The organism is Porticoccaceae bacterium LTM1 (genome assembly GCA_030252795.1).
In the GTDB taxonomy this organism is placed as follows: Bacteria; Pseudomonadota; Gammaproteobacteria; order Pseudomonadales; family Porticoccaceae; genus SCSIO-12696.
In genome coordinates this window covers 1,340,347-1,359,428 of record CP127080.1, presented here as the reverse complement: position 1 = coordinate 1,359,428, position 19,082 = coordinate 1,340,347, and the positions used below count along the sequence as shown (strand labels likewise).

The window sequence follows — 19,082 nt, the reverse complement described above, 5'->3', positions numbered from 1 at the left end:
TATTAGCCGCGCCGACGAATCCGCCAGCAGTTGTGAATTTTCTGGTTACGCTCAAAGTCCGGGTCGATTGTCTGTCGAGTGATATCTTCTGTATCCAGAAAATCGAGCACATCGCCATCCATTACAAATTTGCGGAAGTTATTTGAAAAATAGAGCGTTCCGCCCGGCGTTAACAGTCGAACACACTGACGAATCATACGACCGTGATCGCGCTGCACATCCAACACGTCTTCCATCCGTTTGGAGTTGGAGAAAGTTGGCGGGTCGAGCACAATAAGGTCAAAGCGTTCTTCCCGCTCACTGGCTTCATCCAGCCACTTCAGGCAGTCCGCTCGTTGCAGGTGATGACGGCGCGGGTCCAGATCATTGAGATCAAAATTACGACGCGCCCAGTCCAGGTAGGTCTGCGACATATCGACACTCAATGTTTCTTTCGCGCCACCCAGTGCAGCCTGCACACTCACACTGGCGGTGTAACAGAACAGGTTGAGCACTTTTTTATCACGAGCCTCTTCGCGAACGATTTTGCGCAAAGGACGATGATCGAGAAACAGTCCGGTGTCGAGATAGTCCTGCAGGTTTACTTCCAAACGCGCTGGACCCTCACGTACTACCATTACCGCGTTATCGCGAGTCTGTTGCTGGCGTTGATACTGTGAACTCCCCTTCTGGCGTTTGCGCTGTTTGAAGAAGAGTTGCTCTTCACTGATTTGCAGTGCCTCCAGCAACCCCATTCGAGCCTCGCGCAGACGGCGGCGGGCATCTCGTTCATCGATGGTTTTGGGGGGATCATACTCTTGCAGATGTACTGCCAGCCCCTTCTCACCATCGTAAATATCTACTGCCACAGCGTATTCCGGCATATCCGCGTCGTACAGTCGGTAGCAGTGAATATCTTCACGCTTGAGCCAGTTCTTCAGTTTACGTTGGTTCTTTTTTATCCTGTTGGCAAACATCAGTGCGCCTTCGGATAATGCCTCAGGTTCTTGAGGTGCTGACTCACGAGGAGTATCACTGATCGTAAACAACAGCAGCTTGCTCGGGATTGCACCGTTAAACAGCTTGTATTGCTTGTGGGCACGCAGGTTCATCTCCGGCCCCAGCTCCGGGTTGCCGGTAAAGACCGCAGCCTGCCAACCGGCAAATTCGGCCTTCAGGCGTTCACCCAGTTGGTAATACAGACTGCGCAAAGCCTCCTGCTCACCCAGTCGCTCACCATAAGGCGGGTTGGTAATCACCAATCCCAGCGGCAATGGCTTATGAGTTGGCTTTTTCAGCTCGTCGAGTGGTTTGTGAACCACGCGAACGAAAGAATCCAGTCCAGCTGTTTCAATATTTTCCTGGGCGGCCCGTACTGCCCGTCCATCCTGGTCGTAACCGCGAATCTCCGGCAGCTCTTTGGAGAGGCCCTCAATTCGACGCTGGCGTGCTTCCGCCAATAAAAGCCCCCAAATATTGGCATCATGGCCACGCCAGTGCTCAAAGCCATGGCTGCCGTCCACGTCATCGCGCAGCAGTCCCGGAGCAATATCAGCTGCCATCAGGCCAGCTTCAATCAATAGTGTGCCACTACCGCACATAGGGTCGATCAGTGCGCCACCCTGGGCGGCCAGCTCCGGCCAACCAGCTCGAATCAACAGCGCAGCGGCAAGGTTCTCTTTCAGGGGCGCAGGCACATTGGAACTGCGATAACGGCGACGGTGCAGGCTGTCACCGCCAAAATCGATACTGAGATGAACTGTCCCCTTGGTCAGGTGGGCCTGAACCCAAATGTTCGGCTTTTTGGCATCCACATCCGGGCGCTCACCCATCTGGTGGCGGAAATAGTCAACTATGCCGTCCTTGATGCGTCGGGCGCCAAACTGGGTGTGGGTAATGGCCCGGTTGCTACCGGTAAAACGTACTGCAAAAGTTTTGTTAGGTGCAAAGTGCTGCATCCAGTCCTGCTGGCGTGCGGCCATATACAGCTCTTCAGAATCTTCTGCCGGAAAACTGCCCAACTGCAGCAACAGCCTGTTGGCCAGTCGTGACCACAAGTAAATGCGGTAGGCATTATCGAGGCTCGCTTCACAGTAAACCCCGGCAACAGTCTCCCGCTCGACATCGGCACCAAGTTCGGTCAATTCTTGCGACAGAAGTTGCTCCAGCCCCTTGGGACAGCTGACCAACCATTTCATTTTTCCAGTCATAACTCAGTACTCATATACTAAAGTGCTGCCAAGCCATCTATTCGAGAAACATTTGGCCTAACACTAGCGCTTTCATTCCCTGTCGTAATAAAAATGACTCAATTAAGGCGATTTAAATCTTCGACAGTGTCTGAAGAATTTGTTGAACTGTGAATTGTCCGGTAAATCATTACAACACAACCCGAACAACGCGAGGAGCCAATAAGTATGAGAAGGCAAAAACGTGACCTTTCCCACCGCGCATTTATCAAAGGCTATCAAGCCGGTTTCAACGGAAAATCCAAATCCAGCTGCCCACATAGTGGAGAAACCGAAAGCTCTATGGAGTGGAATCGTGGTTGGCGAGTCGGCCGGGAAGATCACTGGTCTGGTTATAACCAATTTACCGGTAACCAGAAAGCCGCCAATATGTAGCTCGACTCAAGGACACCTCTAAAAATAGTGATTTTTAGAGGTGTCCTTAACACAATTCAATTTTCCGGGTACTACCCGGATACCAACGGGGCTAAAACGCCCCAACTACGAGCCTGCAACGAGGCTTTGGAAGCGGTGTGAGGACGCGATAGCGTCCGCCGCTTCTCTAATCAATTTTGGCCCACGATAGATAAATCCGGTGTACACCTGCACCAGACTCGCACCTGCCTCGATTTTTTCCACCGCATCCGCACCACAGGAAATACCGCCCACACCGATGATCGGCAGCGCGCCATCCAACAGCTTGCTGAGTTCAGCAATGACCTTGGTAGACTTTTCCCTGACCGGAATTCCGCTCAGGCCACCGGCTTCGTTGGCGTACTGTGAGCCCGCAACCGCTTCACGGTCGATTGTGGTGTTGGTCGCGATTACAGCGTCCAGCTCTCTGTTGGTGAGGATTCGCGCAATATCTTCCAAGCCGGTGCTGTCCATATCAGGAGCAATTTTCACGGCAAGCGGTACGTAGCGGCCATGCTGATCAGCAAGCTCCTGCTGGGCCACTTTCAAACGCGCCAGCAACTTATCCAGACTCTCACCAAATTGAAGATCACGTAATCCCGGTGTGTTTGGGGATGAAATATTAACAGTGATGTAGTCGGCGTGGGCGTACACTTTTTCCATGCCAATCAGGTAATCATCCACTGCATTCTCAACCGGCGTATCAAAATTCTTACCGATGTTGATCCCCAGCACCCCCTTGTAGCGACGGTGCCTGACCTGTTCAACCAGGTGATCCACACCCAGATTGTTAAAGCCCAGGCGATTGATAATTGCGCCGTGTTCCGGCAGGCGAAACAGACGTGGCTTGGGATTACCCGGCTGTGGTCGCGGCGTTACAGTACCAATCTCGACAAAACCAAAACCCAGGGCACCAAGCCCGTTGAAAAAATCACCGTTTTTATCAAGTCCCGCGGACAACCCGACCGGATTAGGAAACTCCAGCCCCATTACCGTAATCGGTGCCGAAACCGGTGCTTTCATCAGGCTGGTGAACTTCAGCCGCTCTGCGCAACCAATTGCATCCAACGCCACTTCATGTGCAGTTTCAGCAGGTAATAAAAACAGGGCTTTGCGGGCCAGATCGTACATAACTAGTTCCTGATAGTATTCCCGGACATGGATTAGGTATTGCTTGCTGTGACACGCCGTAAATACATCCATGTAGGCTCGAGGCCAGCATCCATGCTGGCCACGGTCACATCAAGCAATACCCAACCCACGTCTTTAGATTTGTTAGACAACAGTGTCCTATAACTAAAAAACTCGGTATTTTTCAAATTGTCCCCCAGGCCTCTCCCTTCTCCGTGATCAGCCCATTGGCAAGTGCCGGGAAGTTGTGACGATTTGTGTGTATATGAGGAACCACTTCCCGGCACTTGCCAATGGGCGGAATCGTGGCACCTAACCAGGGCCTGTTCACACTAATTGAATACTTACTGTTGTGTCTAAAAAAGTGCCAATCAAGGCATGAGGAGAGCAGTTTGGTCATTCCAAATAAACGACGAATAACGCAGGGTGGTGCTTTTTTAGACACAACCCGAAGGGCTGAAGCCATTTTTTCGCCCAGCAGTGTTATCAGTCGTTTATGTAGAGTAACTACACTTCACTCCTTCTGCCTTGCTGGCCCAAAAAATGGCCCTCAGCAGTAAATATTCAATTAGTGTGAACAGGCCCTAACACCAATTATTAAAACGCCGGCCAAGTAGGCCGGCGCAATGGTACCTCAAAATGCCTTCAATTACTCGGCAGCAAGAGTCACCTGACTGCCAGTACTGCGGGACAGATCCTGCAGTTCGCGCAGTGCTACAGAGTACATAGCAAAGTCCTGGGTAGTAGTAGAACGCAGTTCCTGAACGGTATCCTGCCAACGACCTACCAGCTGGCTGTGCTTACTGCTCCAGCTCTTCACGACACCATTGATATCATCTTTCTGGTCATACTCCTGCAGTACAGCAAGAGTCAGACTGCGGCGGTGTGCTTCCAGCTCATCCACGAAAGACTCACGCGCGAAGTCCTTCCAACGGGTTTCAGGACGCAGTGACACAATCTGATCACCAAACCAGTCCAGGGACAGGTGGTGGCCCAGCAAGTGGTAAAGGCGCAGAACATAATCCACCGGCACATTAGTGTTGAGCGCAATCTCGGCAACACCCAGTACGTAGAACAAACTGCTGGCACTGGCTGCAAGCTTGGCAGCCCTTTCACTGACACCTTTTTCAATCAGGTTATCGTGCAGGCTATGCCACTGTTCAGCGTGCTCACCAACCATAATCTCCGACAACAGATCTTCAATTATGGCAATTTGCGGACGCAGTCTTGGAATCAGCTTGGCTGGATCCAGGTTACCTCGCCAGTTGCGCAACACCCAACGGGTAGCGCGACGGCCAAGGCGCATATAGATCGTCAACAGTTCCAACTGCAGTGCGGCGGAAACTTTGTAGTCCAGGGCTTCAAGATCACTCCAGACATCAGTAAAGCCAAAGATGTCACGGACAATCGCGTAGGCCTTCAGGGTCTCACCGGCATTGGCACCCGTAGACTCCTGCTGACGCATAAAGAACGTCAGGCCCATGGTATTAATCAGCTGGTTAGCCAACTGCGTGGCGATAATTTCACGACGCAGGCTGTGCTGATGAATCTGGGCGTTGTATTCATTGCGCATCCGTTGCGGGAACAAGGTTTCCACCGCTTTCGCCATGTAAGCATTATCCGCAACGTCGGAATTGATCAACGCCTCCTTCAGCTCCACCTTGGCGTAAGAGATCAAGGTAGACAACTCCGGACGAACCAGGCCCTGACCACGTACGTTACGCTCACCCAGTTCCTCATCACTTGGCAGGAATTCCAGCGCGCGATCCAGGCGGCCCTTGCTCTCCAATGTGGAGATAAAGCGCCAGTATTCAGCGAGGTTACTCGGGCAATGGAATTCGGCAACACTGATTGCCTGGGTTTGCTGATAGTTGTTCTCCAGCACCAGATGACCCACATCGTCAGTCATCTCTTCCAGCATCACATTGCGCTGTTTCATGGTCAGATCCTGGCTGCTGACCAGTTCGTTCAGCAGGATCTTCATGTTTACTTCGTGGTCGGAACAGTCCACACCTCCGGCATTATCGATAAAGTCGGTATTACAGGAGCCGCCGTTCTGGGAGAACTCAACGCGGCCACGCTGGGTCATCCCCAGGTTACCGCCCTCACCAAATACGCGGCAGCGCAGATCTTTACCGTTCACCCGCAGGCTGTCGTTTGCGCGGTCGCCCACCTCTTCATGGGACTCACCGGTGGCCTTCACATAAGTACCGATACCGCCGTTCCAGATCAGGTCCACTTTTGACTTCAGCAACTGATGAATCAGCTCAGTCGGGGACAGCTCATCTGCTTCAATTTCAAACGACTCTTTGATTTGAGGCGTCAGCTTGATGGACTTGGCGCTGCGATCAAATACACCACCACCCTCGGAAATCAACTCAGGATTGAAATCCGCCCAAGTGGTTTGCGGAGTTTCAAACAGACGCTTGCGCTCCGGGAAGGTCGCCGCTGCATCCGGATTCGGGTCGATAAAGATGTGCAGGTGGTTAAATGCCACCTTCAGGCGAATCTTGTCTGACAACAGCATGCCGTTACCAAATACGTCACCGCCCATGTCGCCAATACCAATAACGGTAAATTCATCTTCCTGCGTATTCAGGCCGCGTTCACGGAAGTGACGCTGAACCGCCACCCAGGCACCACGGGCGGTAATACCCATACCTTTGTGGTCGTATCCGTTACTGCCGCCAGAAGCGAAAGCATCGCCCAGCCAGTGACCATACTCTTCAGAGATCTTGTTAGCGATATCAGAGAACGTCGCGGTACCTTTATCCGCTGCAACCACCAGATAGGGGTCATCTTCGTCCAGGCGTACAACATCTTTCGGCGGAATGATTTCACCACCAACGATGTTATCGGTCAGATCCAGCAGGCCACGAATAAAGGTCTGGTAGCAGGCAATACCTTCCGCCATAAACTCTTCGCGCCCATGGGTGAGGTGCAGGCGCTTGGCCACAAAACAACCCTTGGAGCCTGTAGGCACAATTACCGCGTTCTTAACCTGTTGGGCCTTAACCAGACCCAGTACTTCGGTACGGTAATCTTCCATTCGATCGGACCAGCGCAAGCCACCGCGAGCAACCTTGCCGCCGCGCAGGTGAACACCCTCCATGCGCGGTGAATAAACAAAGATTTCAAACATCGGACGCGGTTTAGGCGCCTCAGCCAATTGGCGGGTTGCCAACTTGATGGACATGTAAGGCTTGTGGTTGCCCTCAGCATCCAGCTGGAAGAAATTGGTGCGCAAGGTGGCATTGATCAGGTTCAGGTAGGTACGCAGAACCTTGTCTTCGTTGAGGTTATCCACCTCATCCAGAGCCGACAGAATCTTGCTGGTCAGGCGCTCGGCGCGACCGTCCTGTTCGTAGCGCGGCTCAAAATGACTTTTGAACAGTGCCACCAGATTACGAGTGGTCTCAAGATTTTTAGCGAGTGTATTGGCTACAAACTTCTGGCTGAGGCTGAAGCCCAACTGTTTCATATATCTGCCGTACATCCGCAGCATCGCCACTGAACGCCAGTCCAGACGAGCGCCAATCACCAATCGGTTGAAAGAGTCGTTGTCCGCCTCCCCCAGCCATACAGCACGGAAAGCATCCTGGAAGTTACTGCGAACTGTCGGTACATCCACATCGATATTGAGACGGAACTTCAGGATAAAGTCAGACAGGAAGATCTGCTTGCCGTCTACGGTTTTGATTTGATACGGGTGTTCACCCTGAACCCGGAAACCCAGGTTTTCCAGCAGCGGAACCATGGATGAGAGTTCCAGCGGAGAGTCGCAATGGAACACCTTAAAGCGCATCACATCTTTGGCAACAGCTGGCGGCTGATAGAAGCTCATCGCCAGTTTGTTGTCTTTCAGTGACTCCATCAGCTCAATGTCGTTGACTGCTGAACGCGGATCAAAGCTTTCCTGGTAACTGGTAGAGAATCCGCGGCCGTAAATGCGGAACAGGCGCTGTCCCTCATCTTCACCCCAGTGCTCCAGACCGGCGGCTTGAAGGTCGTCACTCCAATTGCGAGTAATCTGGACAATGCGCTGTTCCAGCTCAGTGGCATTCAGTGATTTGTAGCGATCACTATCGATGCGGAAAATAAACTGGATACGTGCCAATACTGATTCCGACAGGTAGGTGTAGAACTCGCGTTCAGTAGCACCCAGCTGCTCTTCCAGCATCTTTTCAACCCGCTCGCGCACATCGGTGTTGTACAGGTCACGAGGGATGTACACCATGCAGTTAACAAACTTTTCATACGGATCTGTACGCATGAAGAAACGCACTTTACGGCGCTCATTCAGCTGCCATACGCGAATAATGGTGTTGTAGAGATCGTCATCTGTGCTCTGGAACAGCTCATCGCGTGGGTGAACTTCAAGCAGCTGACGTAATGCTTTGCCGTCGTGGCTTTCCGGGCGCAGGCCGGAGCGCTCAAATACTCTTTTAACTTTCTGGCGCAGCACAGGAATCTGGGTCGGGCTAAGGGTGTACACCGGGGAGGTAAACATACCCAGCAAACGAACTTCACCAATAGCATCACCGTTTTTGTTGTAACGCTTAATCACCACATAATCAGCGTGAATATTGCGGTGAACGCGCGAGCGAACGGAAGAGTAGGTAAACCCGAGCAGATTGTCATTTTCGTAAAAACCACGAACCCCGGGGTTCAGGTCCTGCAGTGCTTCAGCACTGGCTTCACCGCCATGCAGCTTGAAGAGGCCGAGACGACGTTCTTCATTTTCACGCAGCATTTGCTGGCCATTTTCCTCATAACGCTCGTATTCGGAACAGCCAAGGAAGGTGTAATAACCATTGTGGAGGAATTTCAGGAGTTCAACAGCTTCGTCGCGCTCTTCAACAGACGTTCCGCTGCGAACCTGAGCCGTCTCTTCAATCAGTTGCTCAACGCGATCCAGCATCGGGTGGAAGTCTTCCACCACAGCTTCAACATCAGCCAGTACATCGACCATGCTCTCAGCCAATACATCCAGCTCTTCTTGAGATGAGTGCAGATCTACCAGGAACACCATAAGTGCTTCACGACCAGTGCCATCACCATCATATACCGGAGCAATCAAGTTGTGCTTTTCATCGCGTTTTACGTTGAAAAGAGTACTTTTGTTGGTGTGAATATTAAGGCCGCGGTTGTTGAGTTCGATGCGCAGGGAGTCAACCAGGAAAGGCATATCGCGCTGGGCGATGAAGATAACGGAATGCTGGCTCAACCAGCCATCTTCTTCCAGACTGGGGTTAAAGGCGCGAATCTTTGGACCCTTTCCGTCGTAATGCTGGAAGAAGTCCCATAAGTTGCCAACAAAGCCGGACAGATCGGCCAGTGGAGTGTCGATATATTCTTCCAGTGGCAGCAGATCAAACACCCTTCGGGCAAAGGGTATCAGTTGCGCCGAAAGACTGGCCTCGTAACTATTGTTGATCTTCTCTTCGAGCTTTTGGAAAAAAGGCTCGCTACGACCGGTATCCACACTCACACTCCCAATACGGCTGTTAACTTGAAAATTTAATTATTGACTCTACTTACAGCACCAACAGGCAGGGAACTTTCCCTGTCAGCAATGATCTTTGTTACCCTCTGGCACCCCATTGTTTCGGTGTACTGCCATTCGGGATATAACCAAATCCATTGACTGGTATGCTGGGTGGGCGAAGTTTACAATTTTCCGCATCCCGCCGCACTACCACAAATGAACATAATTTGACAATTCAGTGAAAAATTTCATGGAACTAACAGAAACGCACATTTCAAACAGTACTCAGCAACAAATTCAGGGCTTACGGGACTGGCTGAACAGTCAGATTATCGGCCAGACCCACCTCACCGAGCGCCTATTGATCGCCCTGCTGGCCGACGGCCACCTATTGGTTGAGGGCGCACCGGGGCTTGCAAAAACCCGCGCCATCAAGGCTTTGGCCGATGGTATTGAGGGCGATTTCCACCGTGTGCAATTCACACCGGACCTTCTGCCTTCAGATATCACCGGTAGTGACATCTACCATCATGAAGACGGCAGCTTCCGCTTTCAGCCCGGACCGATCTTTCACAATCTGGTGCTGGCCGATGAAATCAACCGCGCACCAGCCAAAGTGCAGTCCGCGCTCCTGGAGGCCATGGCAGAGCGACAAATCAGTATTGGACGCAAAACCTACCCGCTTCCCAAGCTGTTCCTGGTGATGGCTACCCAAAACCCCATCGAACAGGAAGGCACCTACCCGCTTCCGGAAGCTCAGATGGACCGTTTTTTGATGCATGTTCTCGTGGATTACCCGGACCCGGAAGCCGAGCGTGGCATTCTGCGCCTGGCACGCGGGGAAAGCCTCTCCGAAACCGTTGCCAAACCAAATGAAGTTACCGAAAAAGCGCTTTTTGATGCCCGCAGGGAAATCGCCAGCCTGCACATGACCGAAGCAGTTGAGGAGTATCTGGTACAACTGGTACTCGCCACACGTACCCCTGAGAAGTACCACGAAGAACTCGGCAGCTGGCTGGATTACGGCGCCAGCCCCCGTGCCACTATCGCCCTCGACAGTTGCGCTCGAGCCTACGCATGGTTGCAGGGGCGCGACTATGTCAGCCCGGATGATATTCGCGCTGTCGCTCATGATGTGCTGCGTCATCGATTGATCTTGAGCTTCGAAGCAGAAGCGAAAGGCATCGACGCCAATAAGGTTATCGACCGATTGATTGCTGAAGTTCCCTCGGCTTGATGTTTTTCTATGAGTGAGCAAAAACACACTGCACAGCAGTTTGCGCAGGAAATTGCCAATCCTTCCGAGCTGGTACAACTTCGCCATGCCTTGAAGGATCTGGTCTTTTTCCCGAAAAAAATTGCCCGCAGCCAACTGGCCGGTAATCAACGATCGGCGTTTCGTGGGCGCGGCATGGATTTTGAAGAGGTGCGCCACTACCAACCTGGCGATGATGTTAGATCCATCGATTGGCGGGTAACCGCACGAACACGCACCCCCCACACCAAAGTGTTTCGTGAGGAGCGCGAACGGCCAATTCTGGTGATCGCCGATTTGCGACGACCGATGCTGTTTGGCAGCGAACAATTAAAAGCGCAAAGCGTTTGCCAATTGAGTACCGCTCTCGCCTGGTCTGGCATACAGGCGAATGATCGTGTGGGTGCCATGCTTTTTGGTACCCGACAACAAATTGACATCAGACCAAGGCGCAGTCATCACACGGTATTGCAGCTGATTAATTCACTGCAAACCTTATGCGCGGACCTTATTGAGCAGCCGGAAGATAAGTACAGACTATCAAATATCATCGAAGAAACCCGTCGTATCGCCCATCCGGGTACATCGGTGTTTCTGGTCAGTGACTTTCATGATCTTGACGACAGCTGCCAGGAAAATCTGTACGAATTGGCAAAACACTGTGACGTGACGCTCTGCCATATTTTCGACGGCCTGGAAAAGGAGTTGCCGCCACCCGGAAATTACCCGGTAGTTGTGAACGGAATCCGCCAGTCATTGAACACCCGCAATCAAAAAATGCGGGAACACTGTGTCGAGGTTTTCAGCAATCGTCGCGAACAATTAAAGCTACTCGCCGCCAGACTGCGTATGGGCTGGCTGGAACTCTGTACCGACCAGTCTGTGCCTGCCCTGTTACAACGCAGCTATGGTAAGCGGAGGGCAAGAGCATGAATGAATTAAAAGATATTCACCTCCCCGATCCTGTCAGCTGGTGGCCATTGGCACCCGGCTGGTGGTTGGTTGCTGTCATTGTTGCGGTATTCGTTCTTTTTGCCGTTAGACAGCTGTTGAAAATTGCCAACAAGAAAAAGCTGAAACGATCCGCATTGACCGAATTAGAACGCTGTGCCGACGAACATCGTTCACGGTCAGAATTAGGGCTTAATCCCTCAGACAATGATCAGCTGTTTATCCTGCAGCTGGTAACCATAATGCGCCGCTGCCTGCTAACTGTTCATTCAGACTCACGACTCACCAGCCAGTCGGCCAGCCAGTTTTTATCGGCCCTGAATCATCAAGCCACGAAACCATTATTCGATGAAGCACTAATCGCCAGAATTGACGAACTTGCTTATCAAAAGCAACCTCAACCACTAAGCGACGACGAACGTCTGAAATTTCAAAATAACGCCCGCCTCTGGATGTTAAAACAGCTTGGAGGCAAATCATGACCGAATCAACAAGTGTGATTTTTGAGTGGTGGTGGATTTTGTTTTTACTACCTCTACCCTGGATTTACCGCAGTTTTCGCAAACCGGCTGAGTCACAAAACCCGGCACTTGCGATTCCGGTTTACGATCAGTTGCTGGGTACGGGTACAAAGTCATTTACAGCTACTTCAAAAAACAAACTGAACTACCTGCTACTGATATTGCTGTGGATTACAGCTCTGTTTGCAGCTGCGCGCCCAACCTGGGTTGGCGAACCAATCGAGTTGCCCACCACCGGCCGTGATCTGCTGTTGTGTGTGGATATTTCCGAGAGTATGCGAATGGATGATATGCCACTGGGTAGCAGAACCACCGAGCGTATCGTGGCGGTTAAAGTAGTACTCAGCCAATTTGCGGAACGCCGCAAAGGCGACAGGCTGGGATTGATCCTGTTCGGCAGCCTGCCCTACCTACAGTCGCCCCTTACCTTTGATCGCCAAACAGTAACTCGCCTGCTGGAAGAGGCACAAGCAGGTTTCGCCGGGAATAAAACCGCCATCGGCGATGCCATTGGCCTAGGGGTTAAACGACTGATTGATCGACCAGAAAATCACCGCATACTCATTTTACTGACCGATGGCAGCAACACCTACGGTGAATTAGATCCCATTAAGGCGGCAGAAGCTGCCGCGCAGATGGGTGTAAAAATTTACACTGTGGGTGTCGGAGCAGACAGCGTTTTACAACGCTCTCTGTTTGGCGTTCAGCGAGTTCACAATACCGCATTGGATGAAGATACCCTGCAAGCCATCGCCGACAAAACCGGCGGTCGTTACTACCGTGCACGTGACGTTGAAGAACTTAACCAGATCTATCAGGAACTCGACAAATTGGAGCCCATAGAACAGGAAGCAGAGACTCTTCGCCCGACAAAAGCGCTTTATCACTGGCCCTTGGGTGTCGCCCTGTTCGCAGGCCTGTTACTGATGATTCGACGACAGGAGGCGACTTATGACTGAAACCGGATTTCATCTGCTTCGCCCACTTTGGCTGCTCGCTATTCCCGTTGGCCTGTTATTGCTCTGGTGGCTGCGCTCACGCAGCCAATCGCTCGGCAACTGGGCGAAAGTAATCAACCCTCGTTGGTTGCCGTTGATGCTTGATAGCCAGCAAAGCCGACGTCGAAATCACAGCTTGCTGTGGGGAATAGGTATTATCGCCACCAGCATAGGGCTGTCAGGGCCAACCTGGCAACAACTGCCACTGCCGGTTCACAAGGAGCACAGCGCATTAGTTATTGCGCTGGATTTGTCTCCTTCCATGTGGAGTACAGACCTAAAGCCCAGTCGTCTGACGAGAGCTCGCTACAAACTGACCGATATCCTTAAAGCCCGCACTGAAGGCGTCACCGCCCTATTGGTTTATGGTGGTACAGCCCATATGGTCACACCACTTACCGATGACACCGACACCATCATTGCCCAGATACCTGTACTTGACCCCAGCCTGATTGCCACACCGGGAAGCAATACCGAAGATGCAATCAGCCTGGCCCAGCAACTGCTTCGGGATGGTGGCCATGCCACTGGCGATATTTTATTAATTACCGACGAAGTGACCGAACAGGCGCAAGAAGAAGTCAGTGACTTAATGCGCAGCAGCGGCTATCGCCTTTCCATTCTCGGTGTTGGCACACCCAAAGGTGCACCCATTCCCCTGCCCGATGGCGGCTTTGCCAAAGACAGCAGAGGCACCATTGTGGTGGCAAGCCTGGATCAGAGTGCGCTGCTAGAACTGGCTCATCGCAATGGCGGTCAATACAGCGACCTTTCCGCCGACAGCAGTGATCTAAACTACCTGTTGAACGGTTTTGGTGAGCCCATAAATAACAACACTGAACGTCTGGAACGCGAATTCGACAGTTGGGATGACCAGGGTTTCTGGATGGCTATTGTTTTGCTGCCGCTGGTTATCGCGGCATTTCGCAAGGGCATGCTGGCGGTTCTGCTGTTAGCCCCAATATTGTTCAGCGAACCAGCGGCTGCATTTGACTGGAAAGACCTTTGGAAAACACCCAACCAACAGGGTCAGCAAGCTTTTGAAAAAGAGCAATTTGAAAACGCACAACAGACCTTTAAAGATCCAAACTGGAAAGGCGCTGCTGCCTATCGCAATGGCGATTATGAAACGGCTCTAAGTGAGTATCAAAAAGATAACAGCGCCGCCGGTTTATACAATCAGGGAAATGCACTGGCCCAACTGCAGCGTTTGGAAGAGGCAATTGAAGCCTACAAAAAAGCGCTGAAAAAAGAACCTGGCCTTGCAGATGCCGAGCACAATAAAAAGCTACTTGAAGATCTTTTAAAGAAACAACAAGAGCAACAGCAAGATCAGTCTCAATCTGAGAATGGAGAAAATCAACAGAATCAGGATCAAAACCAGAGCGATTCTCAATCCCAAGACTCATCGGGAGAGGATTCATCTGATGAGAATTCTTCAGGTGGAGAGTCATCGAAACAGAACTCATCCGAGTCTGAACAGGAAAGCTCATCGGAAAACAGCTCCAACTCTCAACAACAATCAGATAGCAGCAACGAATCCCAACAGCAGGATTCCACCTCTCAACGCAAAGAGAATCAGGGTGGCGAACAGCAGGATGCTAACCAGGAGAATGGTGAAGAGGAAGAGGAGCAACAGGAAAAACAGCAGCAAGGCCAGCCGGGTGAACCTGAATCAGGTGACGAACAGCAACAACAGGCCAATGCTGCAGAGAGCGAGGAAACGCCAGAACAAAAAGAGGCACGCAATGCCATGGAACAGTTTTTGCGCAAGGTACCGGACGATCCCGGCGCTTTTTTGCGTCGAAAATTTAATTATCAGAAAAACAATCGCCAGCGAGATGAACACCGCCGCCCTCCCCAACAGGATGAGCAGCGTTGGTAAATAATTACGGATACAAAGCAGTTATGAACTTTATTAACCAAGCCATTTTATTATTTTTGTCACTGACACTATCAATTGTAGCTGGCGCAGGCACACTCACTGCGAATGTGGACCGTACCGAACTCAGCCTTAACGAAACCTTTGAATTGACGGTCAGCTATGATGAGCAGGTACTGCTGGATGAGCCAGATTTTTCAGAGCTTTCTGATAACTTCCATATTGTCCAAGGTCCTTTTAAACAACAAAGCTACAGAAATATCAATGGCCTAACTGAATCCAGTTCCAATTGGACTCTGGTTCTGCAACCGAAAGTAAAAGGTACATTCACCATTCCCGTTTTTGAGCTGGACGGTGATAAATCCAAGTCATTAACAATTAAGGTAAATGCGGAACGAAAACCAACTGACATTGGCAATGATGTACCGCTGTTTGTGGAGCTTATCACTGACAAGGATGCCGTTTATGTTGGTGAACAACTGCTGCTTACCTATCGAATTTATCTGGCAGAAGGATTACAAAATCCGGAAATGACCACTCTGGAGTTACCTGGCGTTGACTTTGAAAAACTCCACCAAAGTCAATTCAGTAAAGTGATTGATAACCAGCGTTTCCAGGTAATGGAGCTGAAATACGCGATTTTCCCAACCAGCAATGGAACAATCAACATTCCTGCGCTGCGTTTTTCTGCCTATCTGCCCAGCAGCAGACGAACCTTCTTTGGCGACTTATACCGCAATGGCAATCGCTTTTCGGCATTGAGTCAACCCCGTGAAATTCAAGTTAAACCGCAGCCGGCCAACAGCGGTTCGAACTGGCTACCAGCCCAAAACGTAGAGCTTATAGACCAGTGGAGTGACGAATCTTCAGATTGGCGCGTTGGCGAGCCGATCACTCGAACCATCACTATTAAAGCGAAAGGAGCTACCGCAGAGCGGATCCCCGATATCGAGTTAAAAGAGAGCGACAGCTACACACTTTACCCTGACAGGCCCGAGCGCAATCAGCAACTCGACTCCGGCGGTGTGACCGGAATCAATCAACAGTCTTTTGCAATCGTACCTTCAAAACCGGGACTGCTGACTCTGCCGAAAGTAACCCTGCAATGGTGGGACACTGCCAAACAGACCCTGCGCACCGCCTCCTTGCCGGAGCGACGATTTAATATTCTGCCTGCATCGCAAAAGAGCTTTACACCCCCAATGCCCAATGAAGACGTGGCATTGCCGCCAGTGGCCGAAAGTGATAACCAGCTGTTGTGGATTTCATTGTCCGTTAACGGCGTATTATTGATCTGCATCTTGTGGTTGCTGTTTAAACGCCCAGCAGCACAGTCCAGACAAACCACCACGACCGAGCAACCAACCGGCAATGAGCGCGAGCTGTTCTCTGCAATTCGAAACGCCGCCAGGGACAACAATGCCAAACAATTGCGCGAGGCTATTCTGGTCTGGGGACAAACTTATTGGAAGAACCCGGCAATCAGCACGCTGAATGAAATCGCCGAGCGATTGGCAGATAGTGAATTAGAAAAGCAATTAATGAATTTGGACAGATCACTCTACGGACAATCTAGCGATTCACCAGACCTCACAGCCCTGGCAACCGAATTGAAGCGATGGCGTGCTAATGGCTCCGGCACCGCAAAATCTGAGGACGGACTTAAGCCGCTCTATCCACAGTAAGGTCTACCTGTACTTGAAATTTTGGTGCTTTGCCGACTCCTCTGGACTAGCCTGTATTGGCCTTAAGGAAGGCCCGTAGAAGCACACCGCCTTTGCTTACCGCGTGCTGCCTCCCCCTCATAATACTGACAAATCGGGGGAAACAGCTCCCGATAATCAAAGGCTAACTTCGGTAGTACGCCAGAAAAGCTTAGGGAGGTAAGGTGTTGCTGTTCAAAACCGTAGCCGGCATGGTCGGTTTTTGCTCCTGCAAAACCGACATTCCCACCATCCATGGCGTTCAGATGCCGCCTCCGAGCGTACAGGGAAGTATTTACAGCGTGTTTTGAACAGTAATGCCTTGCCGACTGCTCGGGATCAGATTCGTAGCTCCACCACAACTCAATTTTCTGAACTGACCGGCTTTCTGAACAACAACATAAACCGATCTGTTTTACCGCGAATTTCCGGCTTAAATACATTGATAGTGTGATCATCTTCCGGGTGTGTCAGAAGGTCACCACGTGCTTCAAGAACAAAGCCAGCCTGCTGAATTTCCTCGGCGACAATTGATTCCTCCACCCGGTGCAGGGTCTTCACATCACGGTCTCCACTGCCCTGTTCGGCTCGATGATCCCACACAGCGAATACCCCACCCGGCTTCAACGCATCGTAAATCGCCTTATTCATTGCCGGGCGATCCACCCCCATCCAGTAGGTATCGTGATAAAACAGCCCCATCATCACCACATCCAACGCACCTGAGGGCAGGCCCGGATCTTCCAGTTCCCGGTCCAGGCGAATAACGTTGTCCAGATCCCTGCCATTCAATCGCTTGTCCATGGCCGCCGAGGCAAACCGTTGCAAAGCGGTCTGGTTATTCTGGGCATACACTTTGGCATCAGCCCCGAGGTAGCGGGACAAAATCTCGGCGTAATAACCACCACCGGTCATCATGTCAGCGACATCCATGCCCGGCTTTACCCCGTAAAAAGCCAGCAGCTCAGCGGGTTTGCGGTCGGCATCCCGCGCTTTATCTTCTACAGGGCGATTACTGTGTTCCAACGCCGCTTTTAGCGCCGCTTTATGCTCATCCCCCAGGGAACCTGCGTGAGCAGTCCAGCTCAGTAATCCACATAACAACGCCGTCCAGACCTTCATACCTCTCTCCTATATTGAGTGAAATCAATAAAAACCACCCTAAAGACTGACTCCCGAAGTGGTTAAGTTCTATACAATTCGGCCGCTAATTAGTCGCTGTCTCTTATAACTGACAATAAACCATTCATGAAAGCCCTTATTGTAGAAGTCTCCCAAACCCAGCGACTTATTTTCGCAAACATTCTGTCCGACCTTCATATGGAGGTCGAGTTCAGCGACTCGGGTAAAGAAACCCTGGCTTTGACAACCCAGGCACATTTTGACCTGATCTGTATCTCTGTAGTGTTACCGGATATGCAGGGCTACGAGCTTTGCGGGAAGTTACGTCACCAGGCAGAAACTCGAGAAACACCCCTTCTGGTACTCTGCTCCGGTGCCAGCGACAGCGCTGCCCAGTGCTTGAAAGCCGGTGCCACCGAGGTGTTTTACAAAAATTCTCTCGCCTCCTTTGAGGAATACACCCAGAAGCTGATTAATTCCATTGAACACCGTAAGCTTCAAAGTGGCCAGATCCTTTACGTAGAAGACAGTCGTGCCCAGTGTGACCTGGTAACCCGGTTTCTTGAGTCACATGGTTACACAGTCAATCCGTTCGATAATGCCGAAGATGCTTTTGAGGCCTATAGACAGGTCTCATACGATCTGTTGATGACTGATGTTATTCTCAAGGGGCGAATGACCGGCTTGGGGCTGGTGAGGGCCATTCGCGATGAGTGCAATGATCAACGATTGCCTATTCTGGTGATGTCCGGGTTTGACGACAAAACCCGTACCGCAGAGTTGTATCGAGCCGGCGCCAACGACTACGTCAACAAGCCGCCCCAGTTTGATGAGCTCTATGCCCGGGTCAGCAACCTGGTCAACTCGAAACAGTTGTTTGATCAACTCCAGCGCCGAAATAACGAGTTGACCCAACTGGCGATTCTAGACGAGCTTACCGGCTTGTATAACCGCCGTTTTATTACACATATGGCAGAGAAAAAAGTAGCCGAAGCGCAGGCCAACAATACCCCTCTGGCACTGGCTGTTCTCGATATCGACCACTTCAAGCAAATCAACGATCGTCACGGCCACCCGGTGGGTGACCAGGTTTTGAAACTGGTCTCAGACCAGCTCGCTTCGGTTTGTAACACCAATACCGTTGCAGCGCGTATTGGTGGCGAAGAATTTGTACGCCTGACTACCGGAATGGACTTAGAGCAAGTTGAGTTGGCCAGCGAGCAATTGCGCGACTCGATAAGCCGACTTACGCCCTGCGGGATTGATATCACCATCAGTATCGGCATTGCCTCCCTGCAACCAGGCAACAACTACGCAACTCTGTTTAAACACGCGGATCAGGCGCTATATCAAGCCAAGCAAAGTGGTCGCAACCGGGTGTGCCAGTTTGATCGAATCGATATATAACGG

The 19,082-nt window shown here is 51.3% G+C and carries 12 protein-coding genes; 8 read left to right on the top strand and 4 right to left on the bottom strand.

The features are described from left to right. Positions 1 to 2 precede the first annotated feature (2 nt). Positions 3 to 2,189, bottom strand: a complete 2,187-nt coding sequence (rlmKL, locus tag QP938_05855) for a bifunctional 23S rRNA (guanine(2069)-N(7))-methyltransferase RlmK/23S rRNA (guanine(2445)-N(2))-methyltransferase RlmL (GenBank protein ID WIO75427.1) — start codon at positions 2,187 to 2,189, stop codon at positions 3 to 5. Between the two features lie 207 nt (positions 2,190 to 2,396). Between rlmKL and QP938_05850 the strand changes: the two genes are divergently transcribed. After that, on the top strand, positions 2,397 to 2,603 hold the full coding sequence (locus tag QP938_05850; GenBank protein ID WIO75426.1) for a ribosome modulation factor: 207 nt from the start codon (positions 2,397 to 2,399) through the stop codon (positions 2,601 to 2,603). 105 nt (positions 2,604 to 2,708) lie between these two features. Here the strand turns inward: QP938_05850 and QP938_05845 are convergent, their stop codons facing one another. Both QP938_05845 and QP938_05840 read right to left on the bottom strand, forming a co-directional pair. Beyond that, a complete protein-coding gene (locus tag QP938_05845) occupies positions 2,709 to 3,752 on the bottom strand; it encodes a quinone-dependent dihydroorotate dehydrogenase (GenBank protein WIO75425.1) in 1,044 nt (347 codons plus the stop codon). A gap of 649 nt (positions 3,753 to 4,401) precedes the next feature. Next, positions 4,402 to 9,237, bottom strand: a complete 4,836-nt coding sequence (locus tag QP938_05840) for an NAD-glutamate dehydrogenase (protein ID WIO75424.1) — start codon at positions 9,235 to 9,237, stop codon at positions 4,402 to 4,404. A gap of 253 nt (positions 9,238 to 9,490) precedes the next feature. On the opposite strand from QP938_05840, the gene QP938_05835 reads away from it, so the two are divergent. From QP938_05835 to QP938_05810, 6 genes are read left to right on the top strand one after another with little or no spacing between them, the layout of a single operon-like run. After that, positions 9,491 to 10,477 carry a MoxR family ATPase gene (locus tag QP938_05835; protein ID WIO75423.1) on the top strand — a complete coding sequence of 329 codons (987 nt, stop codon included), beginning with the start codon at positions 9,491 to 9,493 and terminating at the stop codon, positions 10,475 to 10,477. Between the two features lie 9 nt (positions 10,478 to 10,486). Next, positions 10,487 to 11,428, top strand: a complete 942-nt coding sequence (locus tag QP938_05830) for a DUF58 domain-containing protein (GenBank protein WIO75422.1) — start codon at positions 10,487 to 10,489, stop codon at positions 11,426 to 11,428. Beyond that, positions 11,425 to 11,928 (top strand): DUF4381 domain-containing protein, encoded by a 504-nt coding sequence (locus QP938_05825; GenBank protein WIO75421.1) that lies wholly within the window; start codon positions 11,425 to 11,427, stop codon positions 11,926 to 11,928. Before QP938_05830 ends, QP938_05825 begins: the two co-directional genes overlap by 4 nt. Further along, positions 11,925 to 12,926, top strand: coding sequence for a VWA domain-containing protein (locus tag QP938_05820; GenBank protein WIO75420.1), 1,002 nt, complete (start codon positions 11,925 to 11,927; stop codon positions 12,924 to 12,926). Before QP938_05825 ends, QP938_05820 begins: the two co-directional genes overlap by 4 nt. Further along, entirely contained in the window at positions 12,919 to 14,850 is a 1,932-nt protein-coding gene (locus QP938_05815) for a VWA domain-containing protein (protein ID WIO75419.1), read from the top strand. Before QP938_05820 ends, QP938_05815 begins: the two co-directional genes overlap by 8 nt. A 23-nt stretch (positions 14,851 to 14,873) precedes the next feature. Continuing rightward, complete coding sequence (locus tag QP938_05810) at positions 14,874 to 16,532, top strand: BatD family protein (protein ID WIO75418.1); 1,659 nt, start codon at positions 14,874 to 14,876, stop codon at positions 16,530 to 16,532. A gap of 381 nt (positions 16,533 to 16,913) precedes the next feature. On the opposite strand, the gene QP938_05805 is transcribed toward QP938_05810, so the two are convergent. Beyond that, positions 16,914 to 17,672, bottom strand: coding sequence for a hypothetical protein (locus QP938_05805; GenBank protein ID WIO75417.1), 759 nt, complete (start codon positions 17,670 to 17,672; stop codon positions 16,914 to 16,916). A gap of 126 nt (positions 17,673 to 17,798) precedes the next feature. Here QP938_05805 and QP938_05800 point away from each other — a divergent pair, with 126 nt between their 5' ends. Continuing rightward, positions 17,799 to 19,079 carry a diguanylate cyclase gene (locus QP938_05800; GenBank protein WIO75416.1) on the top strand — a complete coding sequence of 427 codons (1,281 nt, stop codon included), beginning with the start codon at positions 17,799 to 17,801 and terminating at the stop codon, positions 19,077 to 19,079. Positions 19,080 to 19,082: the final 3 nt, after the last annotated feature.